The 12,713-nt window shown below is 71.0% G+C and carries 12 protein-coding genes; 7 read left to right on the forward strand and 5 right to left on the reverse strand.

The features are described from left to right. The first annotated feature begins 29 nt into the window (after positions 1–29). Positions 30–461: a hypothetical protein gene (locus tag ASF20_RS11395; RefSeq protein WP_056274256.1), complete on the forward strand. Its 432-nt coding sequence runs from the start codon at positions 30–32 to the stop codon at positions 459–461. 339 nt (positions 462–800) lie between these two features. On the opposite strand, the gene ASF20_RS11400 is transcribed toward ASF20_RS11395, so the two are convergent. Together ASF20_RS11400 and ASF20_RS11405 are read right to left on the reverse strand one after the other, a co-directional pair. Continuing rightward, complete coding sequence (locus tag ASF20_RS11400; protein WP_056274259.1) at positions 801–1,940, reverse strand: HPP family protein; 1,140 nt, start codon at positions 1,938–1,940, stop codon at positions 801–803. Positions 1,941–2,157: 217 nt separating this feature from the next. Next, the gene (locus tag ASF20_RS11405; protein ID WP_056274262.1) at positions 2,158–3,384 is read right to left on the reverse strand and encodes a phosphatase domain-containing protein; all 1,227 of its coding nucleotides are present in this window, start codon (positions 3,382–3,384) and stop codon (positions 2,158–2,160) included. A 208-nt stretch (positions 3,385–3,592) separates the two neighbouring features. On the opposite strand from ASF20_RS11405, the gene gntA reads away from it, so the two are divergent. From gntA to ASF20_RS24625, 4 genes are all read left to right on the forward strand, one after another. Further along, positions 3,593–4,291: a guanitoxin biosynthesis heme-dependent pre-guanitoxin N-hydroxylase GntA gene (gene gntA / locus ASF20_RS11410; protein WP_056274265.1), complete on the forward strand. Its 699-nt coding sequence runs from the start codon at positions 3,593–3,595 to the stop codon at positions 4,289–4,291. Then, on the forward strand, positions 4,281–4,904 hold the full coding sequence (locus ASF20_RS11415; RefSeq protein WP_244476400.1) for an urea carboxylase-associated family protein: 624 nt from the start codon (positions 4,281–4,283) through the stop codon (positions 4,902–4,904). Before gntA ends, ASF20_RS11415 begins: the two co-directional genes overlap by 11 nt. A gap of 95 nt (positions 4,905–4,999) precedes the next feature. Next, the gene (gene rnhA / locus ASF20_RS24620; protein ID WP_056274268.1) at positions 5,000–5,773 is read left to right on the forward strand and encodes a ribonuclease HI; all 774 of its coding nucleotides are present in this window, start codon (positions 5,000–5,002) and stop codon (positions 5,771–5,773) included. After that, a complete protein-coding gene (locus ASF20_RS24625) occupies positions 5,770–6,405 on the forward strand; it encodes a DNA-3-methyladenine glycosylase (protein ID WP_056274271.1) in 636 nt (211 codons plus the stop codon). Before rnhA ends, ASF20_RS24625 begins: the two co-directional genes overlap by 4 nt. Here ASF20_RS24625 and ASF20_RS11430 read toward each other — a convergent pair. Then, positions 6,371–8,062, reverse strand: a complete 1,692-nt coding sequence (locus tag ASF20_RS11430; protein ID WP_056274275.1) for a methyl-accepting chemotaxis protein — start codon at positions 8,060–8,062, stop codon at positions 6,371–6,373. The genes ASF20_RS24625 and ASF20_RS11430 overlap by 35 nt on opposite strands. Before the next feature lie 443 nt (positions 8,063–8,505). On the opposite strand from ASF20_RS11430, the gene ASF20_RS11435 reads away from it, so the two are divergent. Both ASF20_RS11435 and ASF20_RS11440 read left to right on the forward strand, forming a co-directional pair. After that, complete coding sequence (locus ASF20_RS11435; protein WP_156389600.1) at positions 8,506–8,724, forward strand: hypothetical protein; 219 nt, start codon at positions 8,506–8,508, stop codon at positions 8,722–8,724. A gap of 357 nt (positions 8,725–9,081) precedes the next feature. Next, positions 9,082–11,217: a carbohydrate porin gene (locus ASF20_RS11440; protein ID WP_056274280.1), complete on the forward strand. Its 2,136-nt coding sequence runs from the start codon at positions 9,082–9,084 to the stop codon at positions 11,215–11,217. A 22-nt stretch (positions 11,218–11,239) separates the two neighbouring features. Here ASF20_RS11440 and ASF20_RS11445 read toward each other — a convergent pair whose 3' ends face one another. Continuing rightward, positions 11,240–11,533, reverse strand: coding sequence for a hypothetical protein (locus ASF20_RS11445; protein WP_156648038.1), 294 nt, complete (start codon positions 11,531–11,533; stop codon positions 11,240–11,242). Between the two features lie 130 nt (positions 11,534–11,663). Then, positions 11,664–12,293: a recombinase family protein gene (locus ASF20_RS11450; RefSeq protein ID WP_056213119.1), complete on the reverse strand. Its 630-nt coding sequence runs from the start codon at positions 12,291–12,293 to the stop codon at positions 11,664–11,666. Between the last annotated feature and the right edge of the window lie 420 nt (positions 12,294–12,713).

Below are 12,713 nucleotides of genomic sequence, written 5' to 3' on the forward strand. Positions count from 1 at the left end.
ATCGCAATATCCAGGCACAGATCAGCTTCATGGTCGGTCCGGATGGCACCGCGACTGCCGCCATCCTTCATCAGAACGGGCTTGAACAGACCTCTCCGCGGATCAGGGAAGACCGGGCGAACGCCATCGAGGCACGGCGGGAGGCGCGGCAGGCTGCGAATACGCCGGCCCCTGGAAGTGAAGCGGCTCTGCGTCGGATCATCGAGGCGACCCAGCGGGGCAGCCCGGAACTCGCGCGCATGAGCAAGCCGCTCGCACGGGCGTTCAAGGAGCAGTTGCCGGACAACATGAGGACGGTGAGGTTCTGGGGCGACCTCGTGTCGATCGCCTTCAAGGGCATCTCCCGCGTCGACGACAGCGATGTCTTCACCGTCATGTTCTCTGCCGCGCAAAGCGAATGGCGGCTCACCATGAACGACCCGGAGACGATCGAGAGCGCCAGTTTCCGATTGGCTCCCTAAGACAGGTGCACGGTGCGGGGCGTGCGTCGACCGGCGACGGCGGGGCCCCCTGCCGTCGTAATGGACCACGCAGCCGGCCGGCACGCCTGCCGGCCATCATCCGTCAGGCCCGGCCGAGGAGCCGATGGACCTGCCAGGTCAGCATCATGCTGGCCACCATCAGGGTGGCGTACAGGAGGTGGAGGAGAAGCGGCGCGTCGTGCATCGGCTCGAACCCGTGGGCTTCGGTGCGAGGGAGTACGTCTCCTCGCAACAACCGCGCCACGCGCCCGGGACCAAGCGCCGGGCCAAGCGCCCGGGGCGAAGTGTCGGACCAAGTGCCGCCGGCCCCTGCCCCGCTCAGGCCGCCGCGGCCGGGCTCGCGTCGAAGGCCTTGGCGGAGGCGAGGCGCGTCAGCACGGCGAGCAGGTCGGTCTGGGTGATGATCCCGTGGATCCGGCGGTCCTCGCCCGTCACCACCACCGCATGCGCGTGCCCGTTGGTCAGGGGCTCCACCAGGCTCAGCACGGGCTCGGCCGCCCGGGCCGTGTGCGCCTCGGACATCACCTGCGCGAGGCTGCCCTCCCCGCGCAGGGCCAGTTCGCGCAGGCCCAGGGTTCCGGCGAGGCGGCCCGCCTCGTCCACCACCGGCAGGGTCCGGATGTTGTGCCGGAGCAGGAGGTCGCGTGCCCGGGCGAGCGACTCGTGCAGGCCGATCGTCACCACGTCGCGGGACATCACCGCGCCGCAGTCCAGGGCCCCGTGCGCCCGCACCAGGGCCTGGCTCTCGACCTCCCGCAGCAGCCGGTCGAGGTCGCTGCGGTCGATGTCGAGGGTCTCGTTGAGGTTGAGGAGCGCGGCGTCGACGTCGCGGGCGTTGAAGCCGACCCGGATGGGGGCCGGCAGGTCGGTCGTGCCGTGCAGGTTGGCCGGGGGGGCCGACGGGACGTGCGGATAGGTGCGCCCGGAAATCCGGTGGAAGGCGATGCCGAGGCTGACCAGGATGATGGAGTTCAGGCAGACCGGCACGAAGGGGAACAGGAAGCCCGAGGAGGCGATGGCCGGGCCGCCGATGAGCGCGGTGAGCGCCGCGGCCCCGCCCGGCGGATGCAGGCTGCGCGTGAACGACATCGCCGCGATGGCCAGCGAGACGCCGACCCCGATGGCCAGCACCGGATTGGGGATGAAGTGGGCGGCGGTCACGCCGATCAGGGCCGAGATCGTGTTGCCGCCGATGATCGGCCAGGGCTGAGCCAAGGGGCTCGCCGGCACGGCGAAGAGCAGCACCGCCGTGGCCCCCATGGGCGCCACGATAAGGGGAATGTATGGGCCCTGCCCGACCATCCAGCCGGTCACGAGTCCCGTCAGGGCGATGCCGATGAGGGCGCCAAGGCAGCCGATCAGGCGCTCTCGCAGGGTGGCGCCGGCCAGGATCGGCCGGAACAGACGGGCGCCGAGCAGCGCGCCGGCCGGGCGGTCGGGACCGGTAGGGTCTGACATCCTCTCCCCCTCGCTCGCGAAGCGCGCGCTGCTCGAGCGAACGCTGAAAATGCAGGCCGACGCCTCTGGTATACCAGAGAGACCTTACAGGGCGAGGTCAGAATTGCAAACGGTTAGGGCAGATTGCCCACCTCGACGGCAGAGCCCTGCGCAGGGCGGCGAGCGGTTTCCCGGAGACCGGCCCGGATCGGCGCAAGCCGGCGCTCCGATGGCGGGTTCAGGCCGGCGGATCGGACCGGCCGGGCTCGACGATGACGTTGGGCGGCGTCGGCCCGGCCCCGCCCAGGATCTTGCGCAGGCCGCGGGCGCGAATGCGGCCGGCGCGACGGCGGGTTTCCGGCACGGTCCCGTGTTCCCGCGCCACATCGGCAACGTCCGCGTAGGCGATCAGGCCGTGCTCGGCGGCATGCTCGGCCATGGCGAGGCTGTCGGCGGCCAGAACCAGGCTGCTGCCGGCCGCCTCCACCGCCTCGGCGAGCTTGGCGATCTCTTCCAGCCGGCCCGCATCCCGCGAGACGTTGCGGATATAGACCGCGGCCACCCGGCCGGGATAGGCCGCGACGATGCCCGCGTAGACCTCGGGATCGTGCTGGCCGCTGTCGCCGATGAGCACGAAGGGCAGGTCGTGGTAGAGCGTCAGCATGTGGTCGATGAGGTGGCGCTTGTGATCCTCGGCCCGGCGCGGCAGCGGGCTCGTCCAGGACAGACCCCATTCGCGCAAGAAGAGCACCGGCCCGACCGGGATCCGGTGCATGACGAAGAATTCGCTGAGCATGTCGTAGATGCCCCACGGCGCCCGGGAGACGTAGAGCATGGGATTGCCCTCCGCCCCGCACGGCCCGGCATAGAGCGCCCGGTACAGGGCGGCGGCCCCCGGGAAGGCGACCCGGTTCTCGGCATCCTCCACGAACAGCCGCCAGAGCATCTTGACCTTGTTGGCCACGCCCGTGTGCATGATCGTGTCGTCGATGTCGCTGATCACCACCCGCCGGCAATCGACCGAGGGGATGAACACCTGCGCCTTCGCCCGCACGGGCTCGGGGCCGGCCAGATCGAGCTCCAGGCTGTGCCAGGAGGCCTGCGGCGGCGCGGGCAGGTTCGGGCGCAGGTGGACGCGGAAGTAGCCGTCCCGGTCGGTGACGACCTGCTCCTCGCAGCCGAAAAAGCGCGCGGTGAGCGCGGCACCCGCCACCGTGCGGCGGGTGATGCGGCGCCGGATGTCGCGCAGCTCGGCGGCCCAGCCCTCGTCCGGCGCGTCGGCCGCCCGGCTCGACTGCCGAAAGACCCGGCCGATGAGGAAGACCTCGTCGCGGGAGCCGTAGCCCCGATAAGTTTCCACCACCGTCCCGGCGCGGCCTTGAGACCGTCGAACCGGCTTGGCCAGCAGGCGCAACGCCCGCAGGGTGCCTTTCGCGAACCGGGCGACCCCCTGTCGGCCGGTCATGGTTGCGTCGCCATCGTCGTGGGGCCCCGTCTCGACATCGTCGGTTCAATGCCCGGCGCCGGCAAAGGTTCGCCGCGGGGCATCGCCGCCGTCGCCGGGAGGGCTGTGGAGCATGCGTGCCATGCCGTCGCGCGAACGGAACTCGGCCATGTCCCTCCGGTTCACCCCATGCACCCTGCGTTCCGGGTGCTGTCAGCGTCGAGTCTCCATGCATCTTCCCACCGACGACAGCGGCCATCCCCTGGCCGTGGAGTTCCAGGATTTCATCCGAAGCCAGCCCTTCCCCTGCGTCGGCGCGAAATCGGCCCTGTCGAAGGGCCAGATGAAGATCGTCGTGGCGCGCAGCATCGCCTCGAGCTGGGACGATCCCCGGCTCTATCCCGCGCTTCTCGCCTTCATCTGCCGCTACCGGGCCAAGCCCAACCTGTTCCAGAGCTTCGCCGTGATCTTCGAAGGTCCGACGGATCTCGGCGAGGAGGCCTTCGAGGGCCACCTCTGGGACCGCGTGCAGTCCCTTTCGGACAAGGACGCGTTCCTCGGCCAGCGCTACGACACCCGCGTCGAGGCCGATCCGAACGACCCGCACTTCTCCCTCTCCTTCGGCGGCGAGGCGTTCTTTGTGGTCGGCATGCATCCCGGTGCCAGCCGGCCGGCCCGGCGCTTCCCGCATCCGGTCCTGGTGTTCAACCTGCGCGCCCAGTTCGAGCAGCTGCGCGCCGAGGGGCGCTACGAGAAGCTGCGCAGCGCAATCCTCTCGCGCGACGAGGCGCTGGCCGGCTCGATCAACCCGATGCTCGCCCGGCATGGCGACGCCTCGGAGGCGCGCCAGTACAGCGGCCGCGCCGTCGACGCCGACTGGGTCTGCCCGTTCCGCGGCCGCGACGCGGAGGCCCGCGATGCCGCCTGAGCCCCGCCCGCACCCATCGACCATGCACGAGATCGCGCCGCGCTCCGGCGTCGCCTTCACCCTCGACAAGGGCGAGCGCCTCACCGTGATCGACCCGCAGGGCGAGCAGGTGGCCGACCTCCTCGCCTTCGTCCGCGGCGACCTCGACGAGGTGATCTCCTCGGGCCGGACCCTCGATTATGCCAGCCGAATCTACCTCACCACCGGCGACCCGATCTATTCCAACCGCTCGAATGTGCTTTTGCGCATCGTCGCGGACACGGTGGGCCGCCACGACTTCCTGCTGACCCCATGCTCGGCCGACACCTTCCGGATCATCTACGGCGACACCCACCCGCACCGGGGCTGCTTCGGCAACCTCGCGGCGGCGCTGGCGCCCTACGGCGTCGTGCCGGACCGGATCCCGGTGGCCTTCAACGTGTTCATGAACGTCACCGTCGATGGCGGCACGGGCGACTTGAAGGTCGAGCCGCCCCTGAGTCGGGCGGGCGACCACGTCACCTTCGAGGCGGAATGCGACCTCGTGATCGGGCTCACCGCCTGTTCGGCCCTGCAATCGAACAACAACAGCTTCAAGCCGATCCGCTACCGCATCGACCCGGCCCGCCTCTGAAGCGGGTGCCCGACGGGGCCGCGCCCGTGCTATGGGCGGCGCCCGGCGCCCCCTCTCCCGGGGGGCCCCGTCGTGAACAGGTCGAAGCGAGTCCCATGCGAACCATCGTCTATGCCGACGGCGGATGCGATCCCAATCCCGGCCCCGGTGGCTGGGGCGTCGTCATCGAGGCCGAGAACGGCCGCATCGAGCTCTGCGGCGGCGACCGGGCCACCACCAACAACCGCATGGAGCTGACCGCGGCGATCAACGCCCTGCGTCACTTCCCCGAGGGCGCGCAGATCGAGATGCGCTGCGACAGCCAGTACGTCATCAAGTCGGTGACCGAGTGGATGCGCGGCTGGAAGGCCAAGGGCTGGCGCACCGCCACCGGCCCGGTGAAGAACGTCGAGCTGATGCAGGAACTCGATGGCCTGGCGGCCCGCCGCGACGTGCGCTGGACCTGGGTCCGGGGCCATGCGGGCGAGGCCGGCAACGAACGCGCAGACCGGCTCGCGGCGCAGGGCCGGCGCGAGGCCCTCGGCCTGGCGCTGCGCCCGGAGAGCGGACCGGCACCGCTCACCGGAACGGCCGCCCTGCGCGCGGCGGTTGCCCCGGCGGTCTCGCAGGCGGTCTCGCAGGCAGCCTTGGCCACGGCGCCCGCCGCGTCCGAGCCCGCCCCGGCGCGCACGAGCGCGATCCCCCTCGATCTCGGCCTCGGCTTGGAGGTCTCGCGCGCCGCGAAAGCCTCCGGCCTGACGCCGCAGGCCTACGTGGAACGGGCGGTGCGGCTCGCCCTCGACCTCGGCCCCGAGGGGCTGGAGCGGGCCCGCGCCGACCTGCGCGGCGCCAAGGCTGCCAACGCGGGCAAGGGCGTCTCCACCCCTTGAGTCCAGCGGGCGATCCCCTCGGCGCACGCCTCCCGGCCGGCTTCTTCGCCCGCCCGGCGGCGGACGTGGCCGCGTCCCTCATTGGCTGTGACCTGCGGGTGGACGGGATCGGCGGGATGGTCGTCGAGACGGAGGCCTATGACCGGAGCGACCCGGCCTCGCACAGCGTCAACGGCCCGACCCGGCGCAATGCCAGCATGTTCGGGCCGCCGGGGCACGCCTACGTCTACCGCTCCTACGGCCTGCACTGGTGCCTGAACCTCGTCTGCGAGCCGGGCAGCGCGGTCCTGATCCGGGCGCTGGAGCCCCGCCACGGGCTCGACGCGATGGCGGCGCGGCGGAGGCTGTCCGATCCGCGCCTGTTCTGCGCCGGACCCGGCCGCCTCTGCCAGGCGCTCGCCGTCACCCTCGCGATGGACGGCCTGGCCCTCGACGCGCCCCCCTTCGCGCTGGCCGCCCCCGAGACGGCGCCGGCCTGGATCGCCGATCGCCGGATCGGCATCTCCCGCGCGGTGGAGACGCCCTGGCGCTTCCTGCTCGCCGGCTCGCGGGCCGTGAGCCGGCCGCCCTCGCGCCACGCGACGCCGGGCGGCCCCCTCACGCCGCCCGGACCGTCTCCAGGAAGCGCGTGACCTGCACGGTCAGGTGCTCCGACTGGGCCGTCAGGTCGGAGGCCGAGACGAGCACCTGACGGGCGGCGGCGCCGGTCTCCTCGGCCGCGTGGGCGACGCCCGAGATGTTCTCGGTGACCTCGCTGGTGCCGCTGGCGGCCTGGCCGACGTTGCGCACGATCTCCTGGGTCGCCGACCCCTGCTCCTCCACCGCCGCCGCGATCGAGGTCGTCACCTGGCTGATCTCGCCGATCCGGCCGCTGATGGTGCGGATGGCCCCGACCGCCTGCTCCGTCGAGGCTTGGATGCGGCCGATCTGCTCCTCGATCTCGTGGGTCGCCCGCGTGGTCTGGTTGGCGAGTTCCTTGACCTCGGCGGCGACCACCGCGAAGCCGCGGCCCGCCTCGCCAGCCCGCGCCGCCTCGATCGTCGCGTTCAGCGCCAGCAGGTTGGTCTGGCCCGCGATGGTGGTGATCAGCGCGACGACGTCGCCGATCCGCGCGGCGGCGCTGCTGAGGTCCTGGACGAGCCCGGCGGTCTGGGCCGCCTCCTCCACCGCCCGCAGGGCGAGGTTGGCCGAGCCGTCGACCTGGCGGCCGATCTCCTGCACCGACGAACCGAGCTCCTCGGCTGCGGCCGCCACGGTGTTGACGTTGGAGGCCGCCTCCTCGGCGGCGGCCGCCACCGTCACCGATTGATCGGTGGTCCGGGCCGCGTTGGTGCTCATCGCCGCGGCGGTCTCCTGCAGCGCGCCGGCGGAGGCCGACACCGTGGCGATGATCGAGCCGACCGCCACCTCGAAGCCGTCGGCGAGCTCATGCATGGTGCGCTGGCGCTCGGCCGCCGCCGCCGCATCGGCGATCTGCCGGCGCTCGGCCTCCTCCGAGGCCTTGCGGGCGACCAGGGCGCGGATCTCCTCCACCGCGCGACCCACGGCGCCGACCTCGTCGCGCCGGTCGCGCCCGAGGATCACCGCGTCGCTGTCCCCCCGCGCCATCCGGCGCAGGGCCTCGACCAGCTGGCCGATCGGACGGGTGATACCGAACACGGCGACGAGCCCGGCCGCGAAGAGGCCCGCGAGCAGGCCGAGGCCGCCGAGGAGCAGGGTGTTGGTCCGGGTCCGGTCCGTCATCGCCGCGAGATCGCGGGCGCCCGCGTCGACGAAGGTCCGGATGTCCCGGCCGAGGGCGCTTCCCTCCGACACCATCGCGTCGAAGGTCGGGTCGACGGTCTGGTGCAGCAGGACGAGGGCCTCCGTCTTCAGGCCGCTGCTCGCCAGGGTGCGTGCCTCGGAGCTGTCGGCCATGAAGCGGTTGACCTTCTGTTTCAGACCGTCGATGCGCGGCGCGAAGCTGGGAGCGGCATCCCGCAGTTCCGCCAGCACCTTGTTCAGGCGCTCGCTCGCCTCGTCGAATCCCTTGTCGGTCTTCTGCATCTCGTCGGAGCTGCCCTCGGCGATGTTGCGGAAGTTGAAGTAGCTCATCGTGAAGACCAGCCGGTTGACCGTCCGCAGGTCGGCGATCGCCTTCGTGTCATGGGAGACGAAGCGGCTGTAGGCCTCGTCGATCTGCGTCATCTGGGTGGTGGCGTACCAGAGGCAGCCACTGACGATGACCCCGATCAGACTGACCACCGCGATCAGTTTGGTGATGATGCTGAAGCGCGCGAGCAAAGCCACGAGAGATCTCCGGACCGGTATCGGTGCCAGAGCTAGCAGCGGGAAACTTAAGGCACCGCTAAAGCATCGTGACTGCTCATCGTTTGCGCTGGATTACGAAGTTATTGAATTATATTTACTTTCCTGATCGTATCTGAACGTCTCCGATTACGGACTTGATCCGGGCCTTATCCGAACCGGACCGGTGGCAATACCTCGACGAACGCGGGCCGCCGGGGGCGGAGGCCGGATCGGAGAGCGGACACAGGCCCGAAAAAACCCGCCTCGGCGCGAGCCGGGCGGGGATGAGGTCTTCGAGCTTGGGTCGTCGGTTCAACGGTCGGCCGGCGCTATGGTTCCGGTCCGCGCCGTCTGAACCCGGGGGCGAAGGTCCGCGTTTCCCGCCCAAGGCCCGCCCGTCAGGCGAGCCGGACGCGTTGCGCGCCATCCGCCAGGGAATGACCATGCCCGTCACCGATGACCGAAAGTCCCAGTACCGCGCCGAGCGCGATCGTCTGATGGCGGAACTCGCCGCACGCGGGCAGGAGGCCCATACGGAGGAGCGCCAGTTCGAGGACGGGTACGCCCTGCGCGACATGGACGAGAGCACCCGGGAAGGCCTCCGCCTGCGCATCGGTGAATTGACGGCGCTCATCGAGAAGATCGAGACCGGCACCGCCTGACGGAGAGTGGATCGGCCGCCGCGACCGAAAAAGAAGCCCGCAGGGGCGATGCCCTGCGGGCCGAGACGGTCCGAAACCTTGGAGACGCCCAGGCTAGACCGCAGCCCCGGTGCCTGACATCCCCCAAATGGAGGGTGCCGAGCGGGTCATCCGATCTTCGCAGAGAACGGCTAAGGGATCGTCCCGACGGGCCGCGCTCCGGACGGTCGATCGCAGGGACGCGAGATCCCGCGCGGATCGCCCCTGCGCTGTTTGCGCAACAGTGGCCCCGATCCCGTCCCGGCTTGGATTAAACCATATTGTCATAGTTATAGCACCGTCTATACCCCGTCCTCAGACAAACGGCGCGGGGGCGGTATGACGAGAGCAAATCGCTATGGACGCGGCGTCCCTGACCGCGCGGGAGCCGCCGGCCTCGCCCTGCTCACGCTGACGGCCGCTTCCGGCGTCCACGCCGCCGATCTCGGCACGCCACGCCCCCTGGCCACGACACCGGCCTTCGTCGACTGGTCGGGACCCTATCTCGGAATCGAGGGCAGCGCCGGCAATTCCTACGGTGCCTACACCTTTCGCGACACCACGGTCGGCGGTCGCCCGGTCCGTCCGTTCAAGACGGGCGACGCCACCGGTCGGTCCGACCTCGGCCGCGACGCCACCACCGCCGTCGGCGGCCTGTTCGGCGGCTACAACTGGCAGACCGGCCCCTGGCTGTACGGGATCGAGGCTGATGTCGCGGGCGCGAACCTGAAGCGGCCGGTGCTCCTGCCCACCCCCGGCTTCGTCGGCGACGGCGATCCGGGCCTCGGCCTGATCCGCGCCAAGACCGACGTCTACGGCACCCTGCGCGGGCGCTTCGGCTACGCCTTCGAGCGGTCGCTGGTCTATGCGAGCTTCGGGCTCGCCGGCGCCAATGCCCGCATCCTGGCGAGCTATCCCGACCCCGGCACCGGCCGCGTCACCACCGCGCGGCGCGACCTCTCCTCGCTCGGCTTCACCCTGGGAGCCGGCGTGCAGTTCGCCGTGACCGAGAGCCTCGCCCTCGGGATCGACTACCGCTATCTCGACCTCGGCGGCAGCGACCGCTTCGATCTCGGCGCCGTACCGGGCCTCGGCCCGGTGGCGACGCGGCAGGATTCCTTCACCTCGCACCAGATGATGGCGCGCCTGTCCTGGCATCCGAGCGGCTTCGTGCTGCCGCCGGAGGTCGACGACGCCGCGCCGCACGATCCCGGCGACGGCTCCGGCGATCGGTTCTCGCTCCACGGCCAGACCACCTTCATCGCCCAGGGCGTGCCAGGCTTCCGCGCGCCCTATACTGGTCCGGCGAGCCTGATCGGCCATCAGGTCCAGTCGACCACCACCGCCACCGCCTTCCTGGGGCTCAAGCTCTTCGAAGGCACGGAACTCTACTACAATCCGGAATTCTCCCAGGGCTTCGGCCTGAGCCGGACCCTGGGCGTCGCCGGCTTCGTCAACGGCGAGGCGCAGAAGGCGGGCGCGCCGTTCCCGAAGCTGCGCTCCAACCGCTACTTCGTGCGCCAGACCTTCGGCCTCGGCGGCGAAACCGAGGACGTGCCGGACGGCCCGAACCAGGTCGCCACCCGGCGCGACATCGAGCGGATCACCGTGGTGGCGGGCAAGTTCGCCCTCGGCGACTACTTCGACGGCAACGTCTACGCCCACGACCCGCGGGTGGACTTCATGAACTGGGGCATCTGGGCCTCCGGCGCCTACGACTTCCCCGCCAACCTGCCCGGCTTCACCCAGGGCGTGATGGTCGAGTACAACCGCGCGGCGTTCGCGATCCGGGCCGCCTACACCCAGGTGCCCAAGGAGCCCTCCAGCGACGTCCTCGACCCGCGCGTCTTCCGCCGGGCCGGCACCACCATCGAGTTCGAGGAGCGCCACGTGCTGCCGGTCCTCGATCAGCCCGGCAAGCTGCGCCTCGGCTTCTTCACCAATGTGGGCAACTCGGCCGACTTCCGGGAGGTGGTGTCGCTGACCCAGGCCGGGCTCTTCGGCGACATCAACGATGCGGCCGCCGCCACGCGGGCCGCGCGGCGCAAGACCGGCTTCTACCTGAATCTCGAGCAGGCGGTGACGGCGGACCTCGGCGTCTTCGCCCGGTTCAGCGCCAATGACGGCCGCACCGAGAGCCTGTCCTTCACCGACATCGACCGGTCGGTGTCCGGCGGCGTGTCCCTCAAGGGCACCGCCTGGGGCCGGCCCGGCGACACGGTGGGCCTCGGCACCTCGATGAACGCGATCTCGCCGAGCCATCGCGCCTTCTTCGCCAATGGGGGCGTCGGCCTCCTCATCGGCGACGGCCGGCTCAACTATGCCCCCGAGCGCGCGGTGGAGGCCTACTACGCCTTCGCCCTGAACAGGACCCTGACCCTGTCGGTCAATTACCAGCACGTGGAGAACCCGGCCTACAACCGGGACCGCGGGCCGGCGGACTTCTTCGGCACCCGCATCCACGCGGATTTCTGACCCCCGGGGCGTCGGTCCGGCGTCAGGAGCGCGGCCGCTCCGGCTGGTCGCAGCGATAGGCCCGCCCGTTGACCGACGCGACCGGCACGAACCGGCCGCCCGCCGCCCGGCATTCGGCGACATGCGCGTCCATAGCCCACTTGTCGGCGAGGGCGAGGCTGAGCGGGACGACCGTGACCACCAGCAGCAACCCGGCCACGGCACAGACCGCCCAGCCGACCCCGCGGGGCGGCGGCTCCGGCGGATGGTAGCGCTCCGGCGGCAGCGGCGCGAGGAACGCCAGCGTGGTGAGCCCGAGGAGAGTGGCGGCGCCCATGGTCATCCCGCATCGGTCAGGCGCCCCAGACTAAGCCGAGGCGGGCGCCCGGGGGAGGCGACCATACGAAGCAGCGCCCCCGGCCGAGCCCAGGGCTTCCGCCGGCCCAGACCTCCCGTCGGCCCGAGCCTCAGGCCCAGCGCGCCAGGGCCGCCTCCGCTTCCGCGGCGTTGTCGCGGATGCGGTAGACGGTCTGCCGGCTGAGGCCGGTCGCGACGGCGATCGCCGAGATCCCCCGCCCCTCGACGAGGGCGGAGCGCACCGCCTCGTACTGCGCCCGGCTGAAGCTCGGCTTGCGTCCGCGATAGACGTCGCTGCGCGCCCGCGCCTGGGCGATGCCGGCCTTCTGCGCCTCTCGCATGGCCTCCGCCTGGGCCTGGGCCGTCGCCGCCATGAAACCGATAAGGGCATCGCGCACGGCCTGCTGCATCGGATCCGCCGTGGCGCCGTCGAAGGTCAGCCGGTGGATGACCGTGCGCACCACGACGCCCCGGCGCATCATCTCCCGCAGGGTGTCGCAGACGTCGGCGTAGTTGCGGCCGAGGCGGTCGACCCAGCGCACCACCAGGACGTCGCCCCGCCGCAGCAGGTCGAACAGCCGGCGCCCCTGCGGCCGCTCGCGCAGGCAGGTGCTCAGGCCCGACACGCCGTCATCGGCCACGACCTCGTCGACGACGAAGCCCGCGGCGGCGGCCTGCGCCTCCTGATGGGCGATGGTCTGGTCTCCGGTCGAGACCCGGGCATACAGAATGGTCTTCATCGATCACGGCCGCACTCGGACATTCGGGCCCGCAGGACGACGCCCATGCGTTGCCGTGTCAATCCATTCGACGGCGCAGGGACGAAGGTGCGGCGGCGTGATGCGGGAGTGGTTCGGCACCCTGGGGCTGCGTCCGTCGCCCCGCCCCGGCGCTACGGAGTACGGCTCTCAGCGGCCGTCACCGCGGATCCCGTTCAGCACGCGGTCGAGGTCCCGCTGGCGTTCGGTGCGGACGTCCGGATCGGCCGTTGAAGCGTCCACGCGGCACCGTCTGGCCGGTGGGCAGGGTGCCGCGCGACCGAGGCGGGATGCGCGCGTCGCTTCGGCGAAAGCCGGCGTTTAGGGCAATCTTGGCCCGAGACTTACGGCACCTTTGTCCAAGATGTATTCATGATGCATCGAGACGGGGCGAACCCTCAT

The sequence above is a fragment of the Methylobacterium sp. Leaf88 genome (assembly GCF_001422795.1).
Taxonomy (GTDB): Bacteria; Pseudomonadota; Alphaproteobacteria; order Rhizobiales; family Beijerinckiaceae; genus Methylobacterium.